Annotated in this window: 21 protein-coding genes; 11 read left to right on the top strand and 10 right to left on the bottom strand. The window is 68.8% G+C overall.

What is annotated here, in order from left to right:
- The first annotated feature begins 112 nt into the window (after positions 1–112).
- From bhcA to BLT64_RS06470, 9 genes are all read left to right on the top strand, one after another.
- Positions 113–1303 carry an L-aspartate--glyoxylate aminotransferase BhcA gene (gene bhcA / locus BLT64_RS06510; protein WP_011750154.1) on the top strand — a complete coding sequence of 397 codons (1191 nt, stop codon included), beginning with the start codon at positions 113–115 and terminating at the stop codon, positions 1301–1303.
- 2 nt (positions 1304–1305) lie between these two features.
- Positions 1306–2265, top strand: a complete 960-nt coding sequence (gene bhcB, locus BLT64_RS06505; RefSeq protein ID WP_041530430.1) for a beta-hydroxyaspartate dehydratase BhcB — start codon at positions 1306–1308, stop codon at positions 2263–2265.
- A 21-nt stretch (positions 2266–2286) separates the two neighbouring features.
- A complete protein-coding gene (bhcC, locus tag BLT64_RS06500) occupies positions 2287–3450 on the top strand; it encodes a 3-hydroxy-D-aspartate aldolase BhcC (protein ID WP_011750152.1) in 1164 nt (387 codons plus the stop codon).
- The gene (gene bhcD / locus BLT64_RS06495) at positions 3450–4412 is read left to right on the top strand and encodes an iminosuccinate reductase BhcD (RefSeq protein ID WP_011750151.1); all 963 of its coding nucleotides are present in this window, start codon (positions 3450–3452) and stop codon (positions 4410–4412) included. Before bhcC ends, bhcD begins: the two co-directional genes overlap by 1 nt.
- Positions 4413–4453: 41 nt before the next feature.
- Entirely contained in the window at positions 4454–5935 is a 1482-nt protein-coding gene (locus tag BLT64_RS06490) for a nucleobase:cation symporter-2 family protein (RefSeq protein WP_011750150.1), read from the top strand.
- Positions 5935–7278: an 8-oxoguanine deaminase gene (locus BLT64_RS06485; protein ID WP_011750149.1), complete on the top strand. Its 1344-nt coding sequence runs from the start codon at positions 5935–5937 to the stop codon at positions 7276–7278. Before BLT64_RS06490 ends, BLT64_RS06485 begins: the two co-directional genes overlap by 1 nt.
- 16 nt (positions 7279–7294) lie before the next feature.
- On the top strand, positions 7295–7645 hold the full coding sequence (uraH, locus tag BLT64_RS06480; protein WP_011750148.1) for a hydroxyisourate hydrolase: 351 nt from the start codon (positions 7295–7297) through the stop codon (positions 7643–7645).
- 201 nt (positions 7646–7846) lie between these two features.
- Positions 7847–9094 carry a urate hydroxylase PuuD gene (locus BLT64_RS06475; RefSeq protein ID WP_011750147.1) on the top strand — a complete coding sequence of 416 codons (1248 nt, stop codon included), beginning with the start codon at positions 7847–7849 and terminating at the stop codon, positions 9092–9094.
- Positions 9095–9157: 63 nt separating this feature from the next.
- The gene (locus BLT64_RS06470) at positions 9158–9856 is read left to right on the top strand and encodes a class I SAM-dependent methyltransferase (RefSeq protein WP_011750146.1); all 699 of its coding nucleotides are present in this window, start codon (positions 9158–9160) and stop codon (positions 9854–9856) included.
- Positions 9857–10016: 160 nt separating this feature from the next.
- Here BLT64_RS06470 and BLT64_RS26255 read toward each other — a convergent pair whose 3' ends face one another.
- Positions 10017–10316, bottom strand: a complete 300-nt coding sequence (locus BLT64_RS26255) for a hypothetical protein (protein WP_041530429.1) — start codon at positions 10314–10316, stop codon at positions 10017–10019.
- Between the two features lie 383 nt (positions 10317–10699).
- On the opposite strand from BLT64_RS26255, the gene BLT64_RS06460 reads away from it, so the two are divergent.
- Positions 10700–11446, top strand: a complete 747-nt coding sequence (locus tag BLT64_RS06460) for a sulfite exporter TauE/SafE family protein (protein ID WP_011750144.1) — start codon at positions 10700–10702, stop codon at positions 11444–11446.
- Positions 11447–11473: 27 nt separating this feature from the next.
- On the top strand, positions 11474–11824 hold the full coding sequence (locus BLT64_RS06455) for a RidA family protein (protein WP_011750143.1): 351 nt from the start codon (positions 11474–11476) through the stop codon (positions 11822–11824).
- On the opposite strand, the gene lpxB is transcribed toward BLT64_RS06455, so the two are convergent.
- From lpxB to BLT64_RS06415, 9 genes are all read right to left on the bottom strand, one after another.
- Positions 11799–12962: a lipid-A-disaccharide synthase gene (gene lpxB, locus BLT64_RS06450; protein WP_011750142.1), complete on the bottom strand. Its 1164-nt coding sequence runs from the start codon at positions 12960–12962 to the stop codon at positions 11799–11801. The genes BLT64_RS06455 and lpxB overlap by 26 nt on opposite strands.
- Before the next feature lie 164 nt (positions 12963–13126).
- Entirely contained in the window at positions 13127–13924 is a 798-nt protein-coding gene (locus BLT64_RS06445; RefSeq protein ID WP_011750141.1) for an LpxI family protein, read from the bottom strand.
- On the bottom strand, positions 13921–14706 hold the full coding sequence (gene lpxA, locus BLT64_RS06440) for an acyl-ACP--UDP-N-acetylglucosamine O-acyltransferase (protein ID WP_011750140.1): 786 nt from the start codon (positions 14704–14706) through the stop codon (positions 13921–13923). The genes BLT64_RS06445 and lpxA overlap by 4 nt, the downstream gene beginning before the upstream one ends.
- Positions 14699–15190 carry a 3-hydroxyacyl-ACP dehydratase FabZ gene (gene fabZ, locus BLT64_RS06435; RefSeq protein WP_049792409.1) on the bottom strand — a complete coding sequence of 164 codons (492 nt, stop codon included), beginning with the start codon at positions 15188–15190 and terminating at the stop codon, positions 14699–14701. Before fabZ ends, lpxA begins: the two co-directional genes overlap by 8 nt.
- 65 nt (positions 15191–15255) lie before the next feature.
- Positions 15256–17358 (bottom strand): membrane protein, encoded by a 2103-nt coding sequence (locus BLT64_RS06430; protein ID WP_011750138.1) that lies wholly within the window; start codon positions 17356–17358, stop codon positions 15256–15258.
- Entirely contained in the window at positions 17355–18194 is an 840-nt protein-coding gene (locus BLT64_RS27725; RefSeq protein ID WP_011750137.1) for a DUF4159 domain-containing protein, read from the bottom strand. The genes BLT64_RS06430 and BLT64_RS27725 overlap by 4 nt, the downstream gene beginning before the upstream one ends.
- Positions 18191–20110: a BatA domain-containing protein gene (locus tag BLT64_RS06425; RefSeq protein ID WP_011750136.1), complete on the bottom strand. Its 1920-nt coding sequence runs from the start codon at positions 20108–20110 to the stop codon at positions 18191–18193. Before BLT64_RS06425 ends, BLT64_RS27725 begins: the two co-directional genes overlap by 4 nt.
- A complete protein-coding gene (locus BLT64_RS06420; RefSeq protein WP_011750135.1) occupies positions 20110–20979 on the bottom strand; it encodes a DUF58 domain-containing protein in 870 nt (289 codons plus the stop codon). The genes BLT64_RS06425 and BLT64_RS06420 overlap by 1 nt, the downstream gene beginning before the upstream one ends.
- Positions 20976–21977, bottom strand: coding sequence for an AAA family ATPase (locus tag BLT64_RS06415; protein ID WP_011750134.1), 1002 nt, complete (start codon positions 21975–21977; stop codon positions 20976–20978). The genes BLT64_RS06420 and BLT64_RS06415 overlap by 4 nt, the downstream gene beginning before the upstream one ends.
- Positions 21978–22007 lie beyond the last annotated feature (30 nt).

The following is a 22007-nucleotide window of genomic DNA, read 5'->3' as shown; positions in this document are numbered from 1 at the left end:
TGATTCCACGACACTTTAGGTCATTTTTCCGCGATTGCGAAATATTTTTCAGAAAAATTGCATCAATGGACAGCAAAACGTAGCTTGGTCCACAAGCGCAGGAGGAATTGCCATGACCAGCCAGAACCCGATCTTCATTCCCGGCCCGACCAACATCCCCGAGGAGATGCGCAAGGCCGTCGACATGCCCACCATCGACCACCGCTCGCCGGTGTTCGGGCGTATGCTGCACCCGGCGCTCGAGGGCGTGAAGAAAGTCCTCAAGACCACGCAGGCGCAGGTCTTCCTGTTCCCCTCGACCGGCACCGGCGGCTGGGAAACGGCGATCACCAACACGCTGTCGCCCGGCGACAAGGTGCTGGCAGCCCGTAACGGCATGTTCAGCCATCGCTGGATCGACATGTGCCAGCGCCACGGCCTTGACGTGACCTTCGTCGAGACCCCCTGGGGCGAGGGCGTCCCGGCCGACCGCTTCGAAGAGATCCTGACCGCCGACAAGGGCCACGAGATCCGCGTCGTCCTGGCCACGCATAACGAGACCGCGACCGGGGTCAAATCGGACATCGCCGCCGTCCGCCGCGCGCTGGACGCCGCGAAACACCCGGCGCTGCTGTTCGTGGACGGGGTCTCCTCCATCGGTTCGATGGATTTCCGCATGGACGAATGGGGCGTCGACATCGCCGTCACCGGGTCGCAAAAGGGCTTCATGTTGCCGCCGGGCCTGGCCATCGTCGGCTTCTCGCCCAAGGCGATGGAGGCGGTCGAGACCGCGCGCCTGCCGCGCACCTTCTTCGACATCCGCGACATGGCGACCGGCTATGCCCGCAACGGCTATCCCTATACGCCGCCGGTCGGGCTGATCAACGGCCTGAACGCCAGCTGCGAGCGCATCCTGGCCGAGGGGCTGGAGAATGTCTTTGCCCGCCACCACCGCATCGCCAGCGGCGTGCGCGCCGCGGTCGATGCCTGGGGGCTGAAGCTCTGCGCCGTCCGCCCCGAGCTTTACTCGGACAGCGTCAGCGCCATCCGCGTGCCCGAGGGCTTCGACGCCAACCTGATCGTCAGCCACGCGCTGGAGACCTATGACATGGCCTTCGGCACCGGCCTGGGCCAGGTCGCGGGCAAGGTGTTCCGCATCGGCCACCTGGGCAGCCTGACCGACGCCATGGCGCTGTCCGGCATCGCCACCGCCGAGATGGTGATGGCCGATCTGGGCCTGCCGATCCAGCTGGGCTCGGGCGTCGCCGCCGCGCAGGAACATTACCGCCAGACCACTGCCGCCGCGCAGAAGAAAGCCGCCTGAGGATGAAGGACGCCATGTATATCCCGACCTATGAGGACATGCTGGCCGCGCATGAGCGGATCAAGCCGCATATCCGCCGCACGCCGATCCGCACCTCGGACTATCTGAACGAGTTGACCGGCGCGCAGCTGTTCTTCAAATGCGAGAACTTCCAGGAGCCGGGGGCCTTCAAGGTCCGCGGCGCCACCAACGCGGTCTTCGGCCTCGACGATGCGCAGGCGGCCAAGGGCGTCGCGACGCACAGCTCGGGCAACCATGCCTCGTGCCTCAGCTACGCCGCCATGCTGCGCGGCATTCCCTGCAACGTGGTCATGCCGCGCACCGCGCCGCAGGCCAAGAAGGACACGGTGCGCCGCTATGGCGGTGTCATCACCGAATGCGAGCCCTCGACCAGCTCGCGCGAAGAGACCTTCGCCAAGGTGCAGGCCGAGACCGGCGGCGATTTCGTCCACCCCTATAACGACCCGCGCGTGATCGCCGGCCAGGGCACCTGCGCCAAGGAACTGGTCGAGCAGGTGGACGGGCTCGACGCGGTCGTGGCCCCCATCGGCGGCGGCGGCATGATCTCGGGCACCTGCCTGACGCTCTCGACGCTGGCGCCCGAGACCAGGGTGATCGCGGCCGAGCCCGAGCAGGCCGACGACGCCTATCGCAGCTTCAAGGCCGGCTACATCATCGCCGACGACGCGCCCAAGACCGTCGCCGACGGGCTGCTGGTGCCGCTGAAGGATCTGACCTGGCATTTCGTCAAGAACCACGTCAGCGAGATCTACACCGCCTCGGACGCCGAGATCGTGGACGCGATGAAGCTGATCTGGAAGCATCTGCGCATCGTGATGGAGCCCTCCAGCGCCGTGCCGCTGGCCACCATCCTGAAGAACCCCGAAGCCTTTGCCGGCAAGCGCGTCGGCGTCATCGTCACCGGCGGCAATGTCGATCTCGACAAGCTGCCGTGGAACTGAACCAGAATTGAGGAGAGCCCCATGAACGCGAAAACGGATTTCTCCGGCTACGAGGTCGGCTATGACATCCCCGCCCTGCCCGGCATGGACGAGAGCGAGATCCAGACGCCTTGCCTGATCCTCGACCTGGACGCGCTGGAGCGCAACATCAGGAAGATGGGCGACTACGCCAAGGCCCACGGCATGCGCCACCGCAGCCACGGCAAGATGCACAAGTCGGTCGACGTGCAGAAGCTGCAGGAGTCGCTGGGCGGCTCGGTCGGCGTCTGCTGCCAGAAGGTCAGCGAGGCCGAGGCCTTTGCCCGCGGCGGCATCAAGGACGTGCTGGTCACCAACGAGGTGCGCGAGCCGGCCAAGATCGACCGCCTGGCCCGGCTGCCCAAGACCGGCGCCACGGTGACGGTCTGCGTCGACGACGTGCAGAACATCGCCGACCTGTCGGCCGCCGCGCAGAAGCACGGCACCGAGCTGGGCATCTTCGTCGAGATCGATTGCGGCGCCGGCCGCTGCGGCGTGACCACCAAGGAAGCCGTGGTCGAGATCGCCAAGGCCGCCGCGGCTGCCCCGAACCTGACCTTCAAGGGCATCCAGGCCTATCAGGGCGCGATGCAGCACATGGACAGCTTCGAGGACCGCAAGGCCAAGCTGGACGCCGCCATTGCCCAGGTGAAAGAGGCCGTGGACGCGCTGGAGGCCGAGGGCCTGGCCCCCGAATTCGTCTCGGGCGGCGGCACGGGTTCCTATTATTTCGAAAGCAATTCTGGTATTTACAACGAATTGCAATGCGGCTCCTATGCCTTCATGGATGCCGATTACGGCCGCATCCACGATGCCGAGGGCAAGCGCATCGACCAGGGCGAATGGGAAAACGCGCTGTTCATCCTGACCTCGGTCATGTCGCATGCCAAGCCGCACCTGGCGGTGGTCGATGCCGGCCTCAAGGCACAGTCGGTCGATAGCGGCCTGCCCTTCGTCTATGGCCGCGACGATGTGAAATACATCAAGTGCAGCGACGAGCATGGCGTGGTCGAGGACAAGGACGGCGTGCTCAAGGTCAACGACAAGCTGCGGCTGGTGCCGGGCCATTGCGACCCGACCTGCAACGTCCACGACTGGTATGTCGGCGTGCGGAACGGCAAGGTCGAGACGGTCTGGCCGGTCTCGGCGCGCGGAAAGGGCTACTGATGCTCGTCGTCGCCGAAAAGGAAATCGCGGGTCTGATGACCCCCGAGGCGGCCTTCGAGGCCATCGAGGCGGTCTTCGCCTCGATGGCCCGGCGCAAGGCATACAATTTTCCCGTGGTGCGCGAGGCCATCGGCCATGAGGACGCGCTCTACGGCTTCAAGGGCGGCTTCGACGCCTCGGCGCTGGTGCTGGGGCTGAAGGCCGGCGGCTACTGGCCCAACAACCAGAAGCACAACCTGATCAACCACCAGTCCACCGTGTTCCTGTTCGACCCGGATACCGGCCGGGTCTCGGCGGCGGTAGGCGGCAACCTGCTGACGGCGCTGCGCACCGCGGCGGCCTCGGCGGTGTCGATCAAGTATCTGGCGCCCAAGGGCGCCAAGGTGCTGGGCATGATCGGCGCCGGCCACCAGTCCGCGTTCCAGATGCGGGCGGCGGCCAATGTGCATCGGTTCGAAAAGGTCATCGGCTGGAACCCGCATCCCGAGATGCTGTCGCGCCTTGCCGATACCGCGGCCGAGCTGGGCCTGCCCTTCGAGGCGGTCGAACTGGACCGGCTTGGGGCCGAGGCCGACGTGATCGTCTCGATCACCTCGTCCTTCTCGCCTCTGCTGATGAACGAGCATGTCAAGGGCCCGACGCATATCGCGGCCATGGGCACCGACACCAAGGGCAAGCAAGAGCTGGATCCGGCGCTGGTCGCGCGCGCACGGATCTTCACCGACGAGGTCGCGCAGTCGGTCAGCATCGGCGAATGCCAGCACGCCATCGCGGCGGGTCTGATCCGCGAGGATCAGGTCGGCGAGCTTGGCGCGGTGGTCGCGGGCGACGACCCGGGCCGCGGGGATGCCGAGGTCACGATCTTCGACGGCACCGGCGTCGGGTTGCAGGACCTGGCGGTCGCGCAAGCGGTCGTCGAACTCGCCAAACACAAGGGGGTGGCGCAAGAGGTCGAGATCTGACCCGTGCCGCTCGCGTCCTGAACAAGGGAGGATAAGGACGTATGCAAGCAGTAGATACCAACCCCGGCTTCGATCCGGTCGAGGAGCGCATCGCCGCCCCTCGACTGCTCGCCCTGGGTTTCCAGCATGTTCTGGTCATGTATGCCGGCGCCATCGCGGTGCCGCTGATCGTCGGCCGCGCCCTGCAGCTTTCGCCGCAAGACGTGGCCTTTTTGATTTCCGCCGACCTTTTCGTCTGCGGGATCGTCACCATCATCCAGTCCTTCGGCGCCACGCAATGGTTCGGCATCAAGCTGCCGGTCATGATGGGCGTGACCTTCGCCGCCGTCGGCCCCATGGTCGCCATCGCCTCGTCGAACCCCGGCCAGGAAGGCGCGCGGATGATGTTCGGCGCCATCATGGCGGCGGGGATCATCTCGATCTTCTTCGCACCGCTGGTCAGCCGGCTCCTGCGCTTTTTCCCCAGCGTGGTCACCGGCACGGTGATCCTGGTGATCGGCGTCAGCCTGATGCCAGTGGGCATCAACTGGATCTTCGGCCTGCCGGTCGGCCCCACGGCGCCGCAACTGGTCGACCCCGCCGCCCAGGCCTGGCTGGAGGCTGCACGCGCCACCGGCGACGTCCCCGAGAGCGTCAAGCTGATGCCCACCGTGGCCAACCCCGAATATGCCTCGCTGTCGCGCATCCTGATCGGTATCACCGTGCTGGCGGCGATCCTGGTGATCGCACGCTATGCCAGGGGCTTCGTCGCCAATATCGCGGTGCTTCTGGGCATCGTCATCGGCGGGCTGCTGGCCGCGGTCATGGGCATGATGCATTTCGACGGCATCGCCGAGGCTGCCTGGTTCGCACCGATCAAGCCCCTGCATTTCGGCATGCCGATCTTTGACCCGGTGATGATCCTGACCATGCTGCTGGTCATGTTCGTGACCATGATCGAGTCCACCGGCATGTTCCTGGCGCTCAGCGACATCTGCGGCCGCAGGATGACGCCCAAGGCGCTCAGCGCCGGGTTGCGCGTGGACGGCCTGGGCACTGCCATCGGCGGGCTCTTCAACACCTTCCCCTATACGTCCTTCAGCCAGAACGTCGGCCTGGTGGGTGTGACCGGCGTGCGCTCGCGCTTCGTCTGCGTGGCGGGCGGCGCGATCATGATCGTGCTCGGCCTGATCCCCAAGATGGGCGCGCTGGTCGAATCGCTGCCGACCACGGTGCTGGGCGGCGCGGGGCTGGTGATGTTCGGCATGGTCGCCGCGACGGGCATCCGCATCCTCTCGACGGTGGACTTCAAGGGCAACAAGCACAACCTGTTCATCGTCGCCGTCTCGCTGGGCCTCGGCATGGTCCCGATGATCGCGCCCGACTTCAACCAGTGGCTGCCGCATTCGCTGCATACGCTGATCCATTCGGGCATCCTGCTGGCCGCGGTCGCCGCCGTTCTGCTGAACTGGTTCTTCAACGGCGCCCCGCATGCGAGCGACGAGGAAATCGCCGCAGCAGCCCACGCAGCCGAGGCGCATTGATGACGAAACGCCTGCTCATCAGGGGCGCCGAGGTGGTGGTCACCATGGACGGCGCCCGGCGCGAGATCGCAGGCGGCGACATCCTGATCGACGGCGGGGTCATCTCCGCCGTCGGTCCGGGTCTTTCCGCCGAAGGCGCCGAGATCGTCGAGGCCGGGGGCTGCGTCGTCACCCCCGGCTTCGTCAACACCCACCACCACCTGTTCCAGACGCTCACCCGCGCCGTGCCTGCCGCGCAGGATGCGGCGTTGTTCGGCTGGCTGCGCACCCTCTATCCGATCTGGGGCCGCATGGGTCCCGAGGATATCCGGCTGTCCACGCAGATCGGCCTGGCCGAACTGGCGCTGTCGGGCTGCACCTGCTCTTCGGATCACCTCTACCTGTTCCCGAACGGCGCCCGGCTTGACGACAGCATCGAGGCAGCCTCGGAAATCGGCATCCGCTTCACCGCCACCCGCGGCGCCATGTCGATCGGCGAAAGCAAGGGCGGCCTGCCCCCCGACGCGCTGGTCGAGGACGAGGCCGCGATCCTGAAGGACAGCGAGCGCTTGGTAGCGGCCTTCCACGACCCGAACCCCGGCGCCATGGTGCAGGTCGGCCTCGCCCCCTGCTCGCCCTTCTCGGTCAGCCGGGAACTCATGCGCGACGCCGCCATCCTCGCCCGCGAAAAGGGCGTGCGGCTGCACACCCACCTGGCGGAAAACGACGAGGACATCGCCTATTCGCTGGAAAACTTCGGCATGCTGCCCGGCGATTACGCCGAAAGCCTGGGCTGGACCGGGGACGATGTCTGGCACGCGCATTGCGTGAAGCTGTCGGACAAGGAGATCGACCTCTTCGCCCGCACCGGCACCGGGGTCGCGCATTGCCCCTGCTCGAACGCGCGCCTCGCCTCGGGCATCGCCCCGGTGCGCCGGATGCGCGACGCGGGCGTGCCGGTCGGCCTGGGCGTCGACGGCTCGGCCAGCAACGATTGCAGCCATCTGGGGCTCGAGGCGCGGCAGGCCATGCTGGTCGCCCGCCTCAAGGACGGCCCCGCCGCCATGGGTGCCCGCGAAGCGCTGGAGATCGCCACGCTCGGCGGCGCCCGCGTGCTGGGCCGCAGCGACATCGGCGCGCTGGAACCCGGCAAACGCGCCGACCTGGTGCTCTGGGACGTCTCGGAACTGCCGGCTGCCGGCCAATGGGACCCGGTCGCGGCGCTGGTCTTCTGCGCGCCGATCCGCCCGCGGGCAGTCTATGTGGAAGGCCGCGCCGTGGTGCAGGATCATCGCCTGCTGACCGCCGATGCGAATCGCCTGAACGAACAGGCCCGCGCCGCCATCGCCCGGCTCGCGGATTGACAAGGAAAGGACGAAAATGCCCGGTTATCTCACCACCCATGTGCTCGACACCGCCAATGGCACGCCCGCGCAGGGCATGCGGATCGAGCTCTACCGCCTCGACCCCGAACGCCGGCTGATCGCCGAGACCGTCACCAACCACGACGGCCGCACCGACAGCCACATCCTGCCCGAGGCCGCGTTCCAGACCGGCGAATACGAGCTCGTCTTCCATGTCGGCGCATGGCTGGACGCCCAGGGACACCAGGCCGCGAAGCCCCGCTTTCTCGACCAGGTGCCCTTGCGCTTCGGCATGTCGGAACAGGACCATTACCATGTGCCGCTGCTGATCTCGCCCTACGGCTTCTCGACCTATCGCGGCAGCTGAGCCCCGGCTTTTTTCCGTTTTCCAAATACCCTGGGGGTGAAAGGCCCCTGGGGCCTGAGGGGGCAAGGCCCCCTCTTTTTCATTCCTGCAAGGCTTGGCGAAAGATTTTCAACGCATCGTTAAGACAGCAAGGGGAAATGCGTGAATACTCGCAACCCCGCGAAGCGGCTAGTCTTTCCCCAGCTAGACAGGAGACAAAGTATGTCCGATTTCGCCGTCATCTGGGATTGGCTCGCCTTTGCCATCCGATGGACGCATGTCGTCACCGCCATCTGCTGGATCGGTTCGTCCTTCTATTTCGTCGCCCTCGACCTCGGGTTGCGCAAGGTGCCCGGCCTGCCCCCCGGCGCGCATGGCGAGGAATGGCAGGTCCATGGCGGCGGCTTCTACCATATCCAGAAATACCTGGTCGCGCCCGAGCGGATGCCCGAGCACCTGATCTGGTTCAAATGGGAAAGCTACATGACCTGGATCTCGGGGGCGGCGCTCCTGATGGTCACCTATTGGGTCGGCTCCGAACTGTTCCTGATCGACCCCGCCAAGATGGATCTGGCGCCTTGGCAGGCGATCCTGATCTCGGCCGGCTCGCTGTCGATCGGCTGGCTGATCTATACCAACCTGTGCAAGTCGAAGCTGGGCGAGACCCCGACCCTGCTGATGCTGATCCTGTTCGGGCTGCTGATGGTCATGGGCTGGGCCTATAACCAGGTCTTCACCGGCCGCGCGGTCATGCTGCACCTGGGCGCCTTCACCGCTACGATCATGACGGCGAACGTGTTCTTCGTCATCATGCCGAACCAGCGCATCGTCGTCGCCGACCTCAAGGCCGGGCGTCCCGCCGATCCGAAATACGGCAAGATCGCCAAGCTGCGCTCGACGCATAACAACTACCTGACCCTGCCGGTCGTGTTCCTGATGCTGTCGAACCACTATCCGCTGGCCTTCGCGACGGAATACAACTGGGTGATCGCCGGGCTGATCTTCCTGATGGGCGTGACCATCCGGCATTTCTTCAACACCATGCATGCCGGCGGCGGGATGCGCAGGTGGACCTGGGCCGTGACCACCATCCTGTTCGTCATCGTCATGTGGCTCTCGACCGCGCCGATGTTCCGCCAGACGCTGGAGGAGGCCGAGGCGCGCGTCCTGACGCCCACGCAGCAGGCCATGGTCGACGTGGCCGGCTGGGACGACGCCTACAACGCCGTCATGGGCCGCTGCTCGATGTGCCATGCCAGGGAGCCCTCTTACGAGGGCATCCACACCGCGCCCAAGGGCGTCCTGCTGGAGACCCCCGACGACATCACCCGCGCCGCGCGCGAAATCTATATCCAGGCCGGCGTGACCGACGCCATGCCGCCCGCCAATGTCAGCTTCATGGAGCCGCAGGAACGGCAGGCGATCATCGACTGGTATCGCAGCCTGCCCAGGACCTTTGCCCTGAACTGACCGATTTGCCCCCGCCCGCCGGATAGGCTAGCAAACCGCCCGGCACCATCGGGGGAGGCAAGCATGGATCGCGGGAATGGCTGGGACGATTCCGCCGAGGCCTGGATCGCCGACATGGGCGAGGAAGGCGATTTCTCGCGCCGCCATGTGCTCGACGCCCCGATGCTGGCCCGCATCCGCGGCCGCGGCTTCCGCAATGCGCTGGACGTGGGCTGCGGCGAGGGACGCTTCTGCCGGATGCTTGCCGCCGAAGGCATCGCCGCGACCGGCATCGATCCCACACAGAAGCTGATCGAAACCGCCCGCAGCCGCGACGACAAGGGCAGCTACGTGCAGGCGCGCGCCGAGGCCCTGCCCCTGCCCGATGCCGGTTTCGACCTGGTGGTCAGCTACCTGACGCTCATCGACATCGACGACATCCGGGCCGCCATCGCCGAGATGGTGCGCGTCCTGCGTCCCGGCGGCAGCCTGCTCGTCGCCAACCTGAACTCGTTCAGCACGGCGGGCGGCTGGAAGGGCGATCCCGGCTCGGGCTACCTGATCGACAACTACCTGGACGAGCGTGCGGAATGGGTCAGCTGGCGCGGCATCCTGATCCGCAACTGGCACCGCCCCTTCCACGCCTATATGCAGCCGCTGCTGGAACATGGGCTGCGGCTGGTGCATTTCGACGAGCCGGCACCGCAAGGCGGCGATCCCCGGCAGGCCGCGCGCTATCGCCGCGCGCCCTATCTGCATGTCATGGAATGGGTTCGGGGCTGACGGCCCCTCCGTCCCCGAACGGCGGCTTTCCGAAGCGCCTCGCCCGCGGCGAGGCTGGCTTTGCCGTCCCGATCCGTCCCTTGCGCATCCGGTCGGCAATCCCACCGGTGAAGCCGGCCCGGTTCAGGGGCCGGTCTCGCCTGCCTAATCGCTGAATCCGTCAATCGTCGTCATCGTCGTCGTCGTCATCATCGTCGCGACCACGACGGCGGCGGCGCCGGGGGCGGTCGTCGTCATCGTCGCCCCAGGAGCGATAGCGGACGGACCGGCGGTCGTCGTCATCCCCGCGCCAGCCGCGATAGGTCCAGCCGTCCAGGCCAGGCAGCAGCAGCCGCTCGATCCCGCCGCGATGGAAATAACGGGGGAAATCGTCGTCATCGGCCAGGGCCGCACCCGGAAGGATTGCCGTCGAGAAGGTCGCGGCCGTCAGAATCATGCGAAAAGGTGCCATGCGCTTCATCCTTTGATCCAAGGCAACGCCAGAAGGTTGCAAGGGGGTTACGGAACGCCGCGCGGTTTATTCCCGCCGATTTGCGATTTTCGGGAACTCCATCCTAGGCGGGCGGTGGCGGCACGGGAACCAACCCGGCCGGGTCGCGTTCCGCTGACGACCAGAAAGGGAGAGAACAACGATGAAGGGTATCGTCGCCTGGCTCCTGGGCGTTCCGATCTTCGTGATCATCCTGCTTTATCTGACCGGCATCTTCTGACCGGAATTCGATTGCAAGCCATGCGCCCGGGGGCCGCCTCCGGGCGCATCCATGTCCGGCCCATGCAAGGCTGGACGCCCCCGAGCCGCAAGGCTAAGCATGGGCGCCCTGCCACGATCCGGAGCCGCCCCGCATGACCGACACCCTGCTGATGCTCGCCGCCGGATTCCTGGGCGGGATGCTGAACGCCGTCGCCGGGGGCGGCACCTTCATCACCTTCCCCGCCCTCGTCGCCAGCGGCGTGCCGGTGGTCTCGGCCAATGCCACCAGCACGGTCGCCGCCCTGCCGGGCTACCTGTCCGCCGCGCTGGGGTTTCGCCACGAGATCGCGCAGATCGAGCGTGCATTGGTGCTGCGGCTGACCTTCTGGACGCTGGCCGGCGGCATCGTCGGCTCCTGCCTGCTGCTGGTCTCGTCGAACCAGGCCTTCGCGGTGCTGGTGCCCTTCCTGCTGCTGGCGGCGACCTCGGTCTTCATCTGGGGCGCGCAGGTGCGGGAATGGGCGGCGCAGCATCGCAACGCCGCGGCACCCTTCGGCGCCGGGACCATGGTGCCGGTGGCAATCTACGGCGGCTATTTCAACGGCGGGCTGGGGATCGTGCTGCTGGCGCTCTTCGCGCTTTGGGGCATGACGCAGCTGAACCAGATGAACGGGCTGAAGAACTGGCTGTCCTTCGCGCTGTCGGTGATCTCCTTCGCGATCTTCGCGGCGGGCGGGCAGGTCGCCTGGTGGCCCGCGGCGGTAATGAGCCTGGGCACTGTCCTCGGCGGCTATCTGGGCGCGCCAGTGGCGCGGCGAATCCCGATCCCGGTGTTGCGGGCATTGATCGCGGCCATCGGCTTTGGCATGACGGCGCTGTTCCTCTGGCGGCTTTTCTGACGCCGGCCCAACCCGAAAGGATTTTCCATGTCCGAGATCAAGCGCATCGAGACCGGCCCCCGCATGAGCCAGGCGGTCGTCCATAACGGCACCATCTACCTGGCCGGCCAGGTCGGCAAACCCGGCGAAACGGTGACCCAGCAAACCCGCGAGGTGCTGGCCCAGATCGACCGGCTGCTGGCGGAATGCGGCTCGGACAAGACCCGCATCCTGTCGGCGCAGGTCTGGCTGGCCGACATGGCCGATTTCGCCGAGATGAACGCAGTCTGGGACGGTTGGGTCGCCCCCGGCCACGCCCCGGCCCGCGCCACCGGCGAATCGGCCCTGGCGACTCCCGACTACAAGGTCGAGATCATCGTGGTCGCGGCGCAGAACTGATCGCCGCCATGACCGAACGCGCGGCGCGCAGGCCGGGAGGCTCGCCGCCGCGCCCCAGCCGCTGCATGGTCAGCGCCATGGCGGCCAGTTGCTCGCTCCGTTCCTCGCCGTTTTCGATCAGCCGGTAAAGCGCCTGCGACATGGGGCCGGGCTGGCAGTTGCGGCCCAGATATTCCGGCACGGCGCGGGTCTCGCTGACCAGGTTGACCAGCGTCACCGTATCGGTCCTGAGCAGCAACCCGATGATCAGCCGGCTGAGCGGCGCCACGTCATAGCCGATGACCATGGGCACGTCGTTCGCGGCCAGATCCAGGCTGACCGTGCCCGAGGCCGCCAGCGCCAGGTCGGCGGCGGCAAAGGCGGCGCGCCTTTCCTCGGGGCTCTCGACCACGACCGGGGCGGTGGGCCAGCGCCGAGCCATGTCGCGCACCAGCCCCGAAACGCCCCGCACGGTCGGAATCACCACGCGAATCTCGGGCACCCGGTCGCGCAGCCGGATCAACGCCTCGTCGAAGCGCGGGCCGAGCCGGCCCACCTCGGTCCGGCGCGAACCCGGCAGGCACAAGACCAGCGGCGCATCCGGCACGATGCCGTTCGCGGCACGAAACGCCGCTGCCTCGGCCTCGCCCGCCACCGGCTCGGCGACGATGGGATGGCCGACGAAATCGCAACTCATGCCGGCGGCCTGCATCAGCGGCGGCTCGAAGGGCAGGATCGCCAGCACATGATCGATCACCTCGGCCATCTTCCTGGCCCGCCCCGGCCGCCAGGCCCAGACCGAGGGCGCGACGTAATGGATGGTGCGCAAATCGGGGTTCAACGCCCGGGCCTGGCGCGCCACGCGCAGGCAGAAATCCGGGCTGTCGATGGTGATCAGCGCATCGGGTCGGGCCTCGGCGACGGCGCGGGCAGTCTCGGCGATCCGGGCCTTGAGCGCGCGGTATTTCGGCAGCACCTCCCAGATGCCCATCAGGCTCAGCTCTTCCATGGGAAAGCGGCTCTCCAGCCCCTGGGCCGCCATGGCCGGACCGCCGACACCCAGGAACGCGGCATCCGGATCAAGCTGCTTCAAGCCGGCCATCAGGGCGCCGCCCAGATTGTCGCCCGAAGGCTCGCCCGCGATCAGGAAGAATTTCATCGCGCCGCTCCGCTTGCCATGCCCCGACATGAGTATTTGAAGAACAGAGAAGCACCCCGGCATTCTTCGTCGGTCAAATACCCTGCTGCCACTCTCGCGGCACCGTCACTTGAGTATTTGGGAAACGGCGAAGCAAGCCTCTTTTCCGTTTTCCAAATACCCGTTCAACCGCGCGCCCAGAGAAACAGCCCCGCCGCCTGGGCGCGGCGCAGCGCCTCGGCCCGGTCCAGCAGGATGACGCTGCCCGCCTCCCAGGCGATGCCGGCCAGCCCGGCCTCGGCAGCCTGGGTCACGGTGTCGGGGCCGATGGTCGGCAGGTCGATGCGGCGATCCTGGCCGGGTTTCGGCGCCTTGTAGAGCACGCCGCCCGCTCCCTTGGGGTCGGGTTTCAGACCCGCATGCAGCTTGGCGAATTCCAGCATGGCCTGGGTGCCCGGCAGCGCTTCCACGGCGAGGCAGAGCCCCTGCGCAACCACCGCGCCCTGGCCGATATCCAGCGCGCCAAGGCCGGCGACGATCTCGGCGGCGCGGGCGGCGTCCTTCTGGTCGCGCTGGCTTGGCTCACCCGACAGCACACCTTCTCCGGGCACCAGTTCCGGCAGGATCTGATCGACAGAACAGATGGATATTCCGGCTTCCTCGAAAACGTCGAGAACTGCGCGCAGCGCCGCGTCGTCGCCCGACTGCATCCCCATCAGGATGCGCGGCACGATGGTCAGGGTGCGCGCGTCGAAAAGTTCCGGCTCGATCTTCGGGCGGCGGATGGCACCGGCAAAGACCGCCTGCGTCACGCCCTGGTCGGCCAACTCGTCCAGAAAGGGCACCAGGCGTTCCAGGCGGAAAGGCTTGGCCTCGACCTGCGGTTTCAGGTTGTCCAGCGCATAGACCAGCGGCTGGTCCAGCGCGGCGGCGATTGCGGGGGCAAGGCTGCCCTCGCCGGCGATCAGGGCGATGCGGCTCATGGATGGGGCGCCAGGAAGCTGCGGTCCGAGGGACCGAGGATGAAGTCCAGCACCTCGCGCACCATCGGGCCATTCTCGGCCTCGGCCAGGTGCCGGGCGGTATCGCGAAAGCTGCCCTGGCCCAGTTGCGCCAGCATGTCGCGCAGCGCATGGATTTCCTCGCGCGAGGCGCCGCGGCGCTTCAGCCCCACCAGGTTCAGCCCGTCCAGATGGCCGCGCGGCCCCTGCACCAGGCCGAAGGGGATCACATCCGCCGTCACCATGGTCACCGCCCCGATCATCGCGCCGCGGCCGATGCGCACGAACTGGTGCACGCCCGACAGCCCGCCGACGATCACGTCGTCCTCGAGCACGCAATGGCCGGCGACCGAAGCGTTGTTGACCAGGATCACCCGGTTGCCGATCTGGCAGTCATGCGCGACATGGCTGCCCGCCATGAAAAGGCCGTCGTCGCCGATCCGGGTGACGCCGCCGCCGCCCTCGGTGCCCGGGTTCATGGTGACATATTCGCGGATGCGGTTGCGGGCGCCGATTTCCAGCCGCGTGCGCTCGCCCCGGAACTTCAGGTCCTGCGGCACCTCGCCCAGCGAGGCAAAGGGGAAGACCACGGTCTCATCGCCGATCAGGGTCTCGCCCGCCACGACGACATGGGATTTCAGCACCACGCCCCGGCCGAGGCCGACCTCGGGACCGATCACGCAGAACGGGCCGATCTCGCATCCCTCGCCGACCTGCGCGGCGGGGTCCACGACGGCCGAGGGGTGGATGCGGGTTTCAGCCATTGTCGCCACGGTTCAGCATGGCCATGACCTCGGCCTCGGCGGCCAACTGGCCGTTGACGATGGCGCGGCCCTCGAACTTCCAGATCTTGCCGCCGCCGCGCAGGGTCTTCATGTGCAGCTCCAGCACGTCGCCCGGCACCACCTTCTGGCGGAAGCGGCATTTGTCGATGGACATGAAATAGGTGCCCATGCCCTTGTCGGCGAGATTCAGGCTGACGCCGACCAGCACCGCCGCCGATTGCGCCATGGCCTCGATGATCAGCACGCCGGGCATGACCGGCTCCTGCGGGAAATGCCCTTCGAAATGCGGCTCGTTCGAGGTCACGTTCTTGACGCCGACGCAGCTTTCGGCCGGGACGATGTCGCGAACGCGGTCCACCAGCAGGAAGGGATAGCGATGCGGCAGGATGCGCTTGATCATCGCCAGATCGACTTCGGTCGGCGGGATATAGGCGGTCTGGTCATCGTTGGGGGCGGCGGCCATGCGGTCCTCTTGGAATGTTTTCATTTGCCTAGCAACGGGGCGCGGACTTGGCAAGTTTCGCCGTGTCAGGTGCTGCGCAGCCGACCGCGGCCCTCGGCCAGCCAGCCCGCCACCGCCAGCCCGGCGATCAGCGCGAGCCAGGCCCAACCCGGCAGCAGCGGACGATGCGTCATGCCGCTGACCGAGGCCGCCTCGCGCGGGGTGATGGCGATCCACGGCCCGCCGACACCCTGGCCATGCGCCGGCCGTCCCTCGCGCACGGTGCGCAGGCCGGGCATGCCTTCGGAAAGCCGCAGCACCGCGCCCTGCGTTGCCTCGGCCAGCGGACCCAGCACGGCGCCCGAGGCGACGGTCTGCTCGAATTCGCGCGGCGCCGCGGGGCCGAGCGCCAGCACGCGGCCGATATCGCCCTCTTCCAGCCGGTAGAGCCCCGGCCCGGGCGCCGTCCAGCGTGCGGTGAAGCGGCCCGGCCCGGCTTCGGTCAGCGCGACCTCCTCGGTCTGGCCATCGGGGCGCGTGATGCGCACCGGGCCGGCGGTCACCTTCATCGTGCGGCGGGTGATCGTGACCGCCAGTTCGCCGCTGACATCGGCCAGCAGCGCCTCTTCCTCAAGTTCGGGCTCCTGCATCGACCAATGCGCGATGCGGCGCAGCAGTTCCAGCTGCGGCCCGCCGCCCTCGAAGCCGCGACCCCAGAGCCAGACCTGGTCCGAGGTCAGCATCGCCACCCGCCCCTCGCCCACGCGGCTGAACAGCAAAAGCGGCTCGTCGCGCGCGCCGCTCAGCACCACCTGGGCATCGGGATCGGGGATCACCTGCGACATGCGCAGCCAGCGGCCCCAATGGCTTGCCGCATCCTCTGCCGGGGCGCCGGGCAGACCTGCGGTGACCGGATGACGCTCGCCGTCCTCGGTCAGGCGCGGCAGGAAGGGCTCGGCATAGACCCGGCCGGTGGGCCGCGCGGGCAGGATCGCCCCCAGGGGCGACAGGTTCAGGCTTTCCACCGTGGACATCTCGGGCCCCGCCGAGACCAGGATCGCGCCGCCCTCTTCGACATAGCGCCGGATGTTGTCGTAATATTGCGGCAGCAGGATGCCGCGCACCCGGTAGCGGTCGAAGATGATCAGGTCGAAATCCCGGATCCGCTCCATGAACAGTTCCTGGGTCGGAAAGGCGATCAGCGACATCTCATCGACGGGAACCGCATCCATCTTGTCCGGCGGCCGCAGGATGGTGAAGTGGATCAGGTCCACGTTTGCATCCGATTTCAACAGGTTGCGCCAGGTTCTTTCGCCCGCGTGCGGCGCGCCCGAGACCAGCAGCACCCGCAGCCGGTCGCGCACGCCCTGGATCTGCACGGCGGCCGAGTTGTTGCGGTCGGTCAGTTCCGGCACCTCGGCCTGAGGCGCGTCGAACCCGATCGAGACCACGTTCTGCCCGGCATGTTCCGGCACCACCGGCAGGTCCAGCGTCACCCCCGGCGGCAGGTCCAGGCTGCGCATCTCCTCTCCGTCCAGCAGGATGCGAAGCCGGGCGGGGGTCTGCGCCACCTGCGCGGGGACGGCGCCCTGATCCTCGACGCGCAGGCGGATGGTGACGGGCTTGCCGATCAGCCCATAGGCCGGGGCCTCCTCGATCACCAGCCGGCGGTCCCAGTCCTGCGCCTGCCCGGTCAGCAGCACATGCACCGGCGCGGGCGCCGAGGCGGGCAGCATCGGCGCATCATGGGCCAGCCCGTCGGTCACGGCGATGACGCCTGCGACGCGGGCCTGCGGCTCGGCGGCCAGCGCCCGGGTCAGCGCCGTGCCGATCTGGGTGCCGTCCGGGTCGTCGGCAACGGTCACGCGGCGAATCTCGGTATCGGGCAATGCGGAGAGCTGGCGGGTCAGTTCCTCGACCGCGGCATCGGTTTGCTCCGCCCGCCCCGGCAGGGACTGGCTGGCGCTGCGGTCGTCGAGCAGGATCACGATATCCGACAGCTTGTGGCGGATGCCCGATTCCAGCGCAGGCCCGGCAAGGGCCGCCGCCGCGGCCAGCCCGGCGATGCCGCGCCAAGCCCAGCCGCGCAAGCCGCGCCACAGCGACCACAGCGCCACCAGCACGCCGAGCAAGGCCAGGGCGCCGACCAGCGGCCAGGACAGCAGCGGATCGAAGGTCAGGCCGCTCATTGCACGACCTCCTCCTGCCGCAGCCGCTCCAGCAGGGCCGGCACATGCACCTGGTCGGATTTGTAGTTCCCGGTCAGCACATACATGATCAGGTTGACGCCGAAACGATAGGTCATCTCGCGCTGGCGCTCGCCCTCGAAGCCCGAGCCGATGCTGAACATGGGCAGGCCGTTCTCATCCACCGCCCAGGCCTCGGCCCAGGCATTGCCGCCGATGATGACCGGAGAGACGCCGTCGTTGAGATTGCGAAACGGCACGCCCTCGGCCGCCTGGGCATCGGCCGGGGGCGCCTCGGCCCAGATCTCGCGGCCCTGGTAGCGGCCGGGGAAATCCCTGAGCAGGTAGAAGCTGCGGGTCAGCACATGGTCGGCCGGGACCGGCGCCAGCGGCGGGATGTCCAGCGGCGCGGCCAGCGCCTGCAGCGCCGCCGCGCCATCCGGCCCGCCCAGACCGGCGATATCGCCGTCGCGGGTATCGAAAAGGATCATCCCGCCCGAGCGCAGGAAATGGTTCAGCCGGACATAGGCTTGCGGCGAGGGCGGCGCCTGCGCCTCGGTCACCGGCCAGTAAAGGAAGGCCAGCAGCGACAGGTCGTCCTGTTCGGGGTCGATGCCGATGGGCTCGCCCGGCTCGACGGTGGTGCGGGCGGTCAGGACCTGGGACAGGCCGCGCAGCCCGGCTTCCGAGGCGGCATCGACCTCGGAATCGCCGGTGACGACATAGGCCAGCGCCACCTCGTCGGCCGCGCGCACCAGCCGGGGGTCGGGCTCGTCCTGCGCCGAAAGGGCCGTGGCCCAGAACAGCAGGGCAAGGGGGGCAAGCCATCTTCTCATCATGCCATCGCCCTCTGCCTGCCGCGAGCCAGCCAGGCGCTGCCGAGCGCGTCCAGCGCCAGAAGCGCTGCGGCCAGCGCAATCAACCAGCCGCGCAGGTCGAAGCCCGGCGCCTGCGCCCCGCGCTCAATATGGGCGCCGGGCCAATCGGCCGTCGCGATCGGCCCGCCCGCATTCAGGGCCGCCACCCGCTCGCCGCCGCGATAAAGCCCGGCCGGAGCGCCCGGGGCCGGGCCGCGCGCGAAATCGGCGGCGGCGACCGGGGCGGTGTCCTGAGGCTCGGTGGTGCGGCCAAAGCCGTCCAGCACCAGTTCGGGCAGCCAGAAGGGCTGTTCGGCGCGATCCGCCTCGGGCGCCCCGGCGCCGACCCGGGCGCTGCGCACCAGCCGGTCCAGCATCTCGACGAACAGGCCCGAGATCGCCAGGTTCGACCATTCCGCGTTGGCCGTGGTGTGAAACAGCACCAGTTGCCCCTGCCCCAGGGCCGCGCGCGTCACCAGCGGCGTGCCGTCCGAAAGCCGGGCGATGCTGCGGTCGGCCAGGTCCGGCGCCGGCTCGGCCAGGAGTTGCGCGCGCACGGTCGTATCGTCCGGTACCAAGAGCCCCGCGAAGGGCCCGTCGGGGGCAAAGGCCGAGATGCCGCGCGGCTCGCCCCAGGCAAGCGCCCCGCCGATGTCGCGCCCGCCGGCGCGCAGCCGCACGGGCAAGAGCGGCTCCTCGGCCAGCCGCTCCGACGCGGCCATGCGCGGCCCGGCAAAGCGGATCAGCAGCCCGCCGCCCTCGACCCATTCGCGCAGGGCCGGCTCATCGGCCAGTCCGAACTGGTCGGCCAGCACGACCACGTCGGGCGAGGCTTGCAGCACATCGCCCAACCCCCCCTCGATCAGGTCGGTCGAAGGCGCCAGCGCCCGGCGCAGGTAATGCAGCGGCGAGAGCAGCCGCTGGCCCTCGCTGGCGCGGTCGTCGCCGACCAGCGCGACCTTGCGCCGGCGCAGGCTGTCATCGGCCAGCATCACCGCGCCGGCCGAGGCATGGCCCTCGATCTCGAAGCGCGTGATGCGGTTGCGCAATTCGGAGGGCAGGTCGATGGGAACCGGCCAACTGGTCACGCCCGCATCGGCAGAACCCTCGCCGGGCTTCAGCCGCGCCAGCTCTCGCGGCGTGCCCTGCGGGTCGAGGCCGATGGCCAGCACCTCGGCGACCGCGGTCCCGGTCGAGCGCATTCGCAGCGCCGGCTGGTCGCCCGGCACCAGTTCCAGCGCTTGGCGCGGGCCTTCCGGCGGCACCACGGTCACGTTGCCGCGCCCCGAAAGCGCAGCCAGCCATTCCGCCCGCCCCGGATGGTCCAGCCCATCGCTGAGCCACAGCACCGAAAGACCCGCCGGCGCCTCGGCCAGCACCGCCTGGGGATCGGGGGGATAGCGCGTCTCCCATGCCGCGGGGCGCAGGGCCCGCAACTGCGCGGCAAGCTCGGTCGCGGGCAGGAAGGGCAGCACGCCCTCGGCCCGGCCGTCGGCGACCAGCAGCGCCGCCGGCTGTCCCGCCGCCGCCGCGCGATCCAGAGCGCGCAGGGCGCGGGCCTGACGCTGCGGCCAGTCGGGCGCCGCGGCCCAGCCGGCATCCATCACGATCAGCAAAGGCCCCTGCCCGACCTGATCCGGCGCCGGCTTCCAGACCGGCCCGGCAAAGCCCAGGATCAAGGCCGCGATCGCCAGCACCCGCAAGAGCAGCAGCCACCAGGGCGTGTGACGCGCCACCGGATGCGGGTCCCTGAGCCCCAGCAGCAACCGCGTGCCGGGAAAGCGCACCAGCTTTGGCGAAGGCGGCATGGCGCGCAGGATCAGCCACAGCACCGGCAGCGCGGCCAGCGCCGCGAGGATCCAGGGCGTCAGGAAGCCGAGGGGACCAATGAGCAGCATCAGCCCTCCAGCACCGACCAGAGCCAGAGCAGCGCCTGCGACGGCGGCGCCCCGGTGTCATGCATGCCGAAATGCCAGCCCGCGGTCGCGGCGGCGCGCGACAGCACCTCGCGCCGCTCGGCCAGCCGCGCCAGATAGGCCGTGCGCAGCCCGGCCGCGTCGCGCGTGTCGTGGCGCAGAGCGCCCGAGGCCGAGCGGAACAACACCGCGCCCCGCCAGGGAAAGCCGTCCTCGTCCGGGTCCAGGACCTGCATCAGCACGCCCTGCACGCCCAGGCCGGCGGCGCGGGAAAGGTAGTCCAGCACCGGCTGCGGATCGCCCAGGAAATCGTCGAACAGGATCACCCGCTGGCCGGGACGCAAGGCCTCGGCCGGCGGCGCATCCTCGTCGCGGTCCAGCGCCGGGCGGGCGACCAGCGCCTGGGCCATGCGCTCGGCCTGCAGGCGGCCAGGGCGCGGCGGCTGGCCGGCCAGCGCCACGCGCTCGCCCCCGGCCAGCAGCGCCATGGCCAACGCCAGCGCCAGCAGGTCGGCACGGTCGCGCTTGCCGGGCCGGTCCGTGCCGCCGGTATAGTCCATGCCCGCCGCGGCCGAGACCCAGATCGCCGCCGATTGCGCCACCTGCGCCTCGCGGTCGCGGACGAATTGCGCATCCGAGCGGGCCGAGCGGCGCCAGTCGATGCTGCGCGCCGTGTCGCCCGTGGTGGCGGGACGGTATTGCCAGAAATCCTCGCCCATGCCGGCGCGGCGCTGGCCATGCGCGCCCGGCACCAGCGCCGCCGCCAGCCGCTCGGCCGACAGCATCAGCGCCGGCAACGCCGCCGAGGCGGCCTCGGCCCGGGCGCGAAGCTGATCGGCCGAGGGTCTCACGCCGCCGCCCGCATCCGGTCGTCGAGCAGGCGCGCGATCACGCCCTCGATGGTCTCGCCGCGGGCACGGGCGGCAAAGCTCAACGCCATGCGATGGCGCAGCACCGGGGCCGCCATGGCCTCGACATCGTCGAGCGTCGGCGCAAAGCGGCCGTTCAGCGCCGCACGGGCGCGCGTGACCAGCGTCAGCGCCTGCGCGGCACGCGGCCCCGGCCCCCAGACCAGCGTATCGGCCATCCAGCCCGGCGCCTCGGGCGCGCCGGGACGGGCCGCGCGCACCAGATCGAGAATTGCATTCAGCACCGTCTCGCCCACCGGCATGCGCCGGATCAGCGCCTGCGCCGCAACCAGCCCGGCCGCGTCGAAGACCGCATGCGCCCGGCCCTCCTCGACCCCGGTGGTGGCCAGCAGGATGGCGCGTTCGGTGTCGCGGTCGGGATAGTCCACGTCGACCTGCAAAAGGAAACGGTCGAGCTGCGCCTCGGGCAAGGGATAGGTGCCCTCCTGCTCGATCGGGTTCTGGGTGGCGAGGACGTGGAAGGGCCGGCCCAGCGGCCGATGCTCGCCGCCGATAGTGACCTCGCCCTCCTGCATGGCCTGGAGCAGCGCGGATTGCGTGCGCGGGCTGGCCCGGTTGATCTCGTCGGCCATCAGGAGCTGGGTAAAGACCGGCCCCTCGATGAAGCGAAAGGCGCGGGTGCCGTCGGGCCGGATGTCCAGCACCTCGGAGCCCAGGATGTCGGCCGGCATCAGGTCGGGGGTGAACTGGATGCGCGCGGTGTCGAGGCCCAGCACGGTGGCCAGCGTATCGACCAGCATGGTCTTGCCCAGCCCCGGCTGGCCGACCAGCAGCGCATGCCCGCCCGACAGGATCGCGGCCAGCACCTGCTCGACCACGGCATGCTGGCCGACGAAGCGGTGCTCGACGCTGGCGCGGGCCTGCGCAAGGCGATCGGTCAGCGTCAAGACTTCGGAAACCAGTTTCTCATTCTCAGCCATGACAATGCCCCGTTTCTGTTCTAGGACAAC

It is taken from the genome of Paracoccus denitrificans (assembly GCF_900100045.1).
GTDB classification, from domain to species: domain Bacteria; phylum Pseudomonadota; class Alphaproteobacteria; order Rhodobacterales; family Rhodobacteraceae; genus Paracoccus; species Paracoccus denitrificans.
The sequence above is the reverse complement of the archived record's forward strand: the minus strand, read 5'-3'. Positions and strand labels throughout refer to the sequence as shown.

Excerpts from the sequence above, each read along its gene's own strand:
- bhcA (WP_011750154.1), top strand. The coding sequence starts at position 113 with ATGACCAGCCAGAACCCGATCTTCATTCCCGGCCCGACCAACATCCCC.
- bhcB (WP_041530430.1), top strand. The coding sequence starts at position 1,306 with ATGAAGGACGCCATGTATATCCCGACCTATGAGGACATGCTGGCCGCG.
- bhcC (WP_011750152.1), top strand. The coding sequence starts at position 2,287 with ATGAACGCGAAAACGGATTTCTCCGGCTACGAGGTCGGCTATGACATC.
- bhcD (WP_011750151.1), top strand. The coding sequence starts at position 3,450 with ATGCTCGTCGTCGCCGAAAAGGAAATCGCGGGTCTGATGACCCCCGAG.
- BLT64_RS06490 (WP_011750150.1), top strand. The coding sequence starts at position 4,454 with ATGCAAGCAGTAGATACCAACCCCGGCTTCGATCCGGTCGAGGAGCGC.
- BLT64_RS06485 (WP_011750149.1), top strand. The coding sequence starts at position 5,935 with ATGACGAAACGCCTGCTCATCAGGGGCGCCGAGGTGGTGGTCACCATG.
- uraH (WP_011750148.1), top strand. The coding sequence starts at position 7,295 with ATGCCCGGTTATCTCACCACCCATGTGCTCGACACCGCCAATGGCACG.
- BLT64_RS06475 (WP_011750147.1), top strand. The coding sequence starts at position 7,847 with ATGTCCGATTTCGCCGTCATCTGGGATTGGCTCGCCTTTGCCATCCGA.
- BLT64_RS06470 (WP_011750146.1), top strand. The coding sequence starts at position 9,158 with ATGGATCGCGGGAATGGCTGGGACGATTCCGCCGAGGCCTGGATCGCC.
- BLT64_RS26255 (WP_041530429.1), bottom strand. The coding sequence starts at position 10,316 with ATGAAGCGCATGGCACCTTTTCGCATGATTCTGACGGCCGCGACCTTC.
- BLT64_RS06460 (WP_011750144.1), top strand. The coding sequence starts at position 10,700 with ATGACCGACACCCTGCTGATGCTCGCCGCCGGATTCCTGGGCGGGATG.
- BLT64_RS06455 (WP_011750143.1), top strand. The coding sequence starts at position 11,474 with ATGTCCGAGATCAAGCGCATCGAGACCGGCCCCCGCATGAGCCAGGCG.
- lpxB (WP_011750142.1), bottom strand. The coding sequence starts at position 12,962 with ATGAAATTCTTCCTGATCGCGGGCGAGCCTTCGGGCGACAATCTGGGC.
- BLT64_RS06445 (WP_011750141.1), bottom strand. The coding sequence starts at position 13,924 with ATGAGCCGCATCGCCCTGATCGCCGGCGAGGGCAGCCTTGCCCCCGCA.
- lpxA (WP_011750140.1), bottom strand. The coding sequence starts at position 14,706 with ATGGCTGAAACCCGCATCCACCCCTCGGCCGTCGTGGACCCCGCCGCG.
- fabZ (WP_049792409.1), bottom strand. The coding sequence starts at position 15,190 with ATGGCCGCCGCCCCCAACGATGACCAGACCGCCTATATCCCGCCGACC.
- BLT64_RS06430 (WP_011750138.1), bottom strand. The coding sequence starts at position 17,358 with ATGAGCGGCCTGACCTTCGATCCGCTGCTGTCCTGGCCGCTGGTCGGC.
- BLT64_RS27725 (WP_011750137.1), bottom strand. The coding sequence starts at position 18,194 with ATGATGAGAAGATGGCTTGCCCCCCTTGCCCTGCTGTTCTGGGCCACG.
- BLT64_RS06425 (WP_011750136.1), bottom strand. The coding sequence starts at position 20,110 with ATGCTGCTCATTGGTCCCCTCGGCTTCCTGACGCCCTGGATCCTCGCG.
- BLT64_RS06415 (WP_011750134.1), bottom strand. The coding sequence starts at position 21,977 with ATGGCTGAGAATGAGAAACTGGTTTCCGAAGTCTTGACGCTGACCGAT.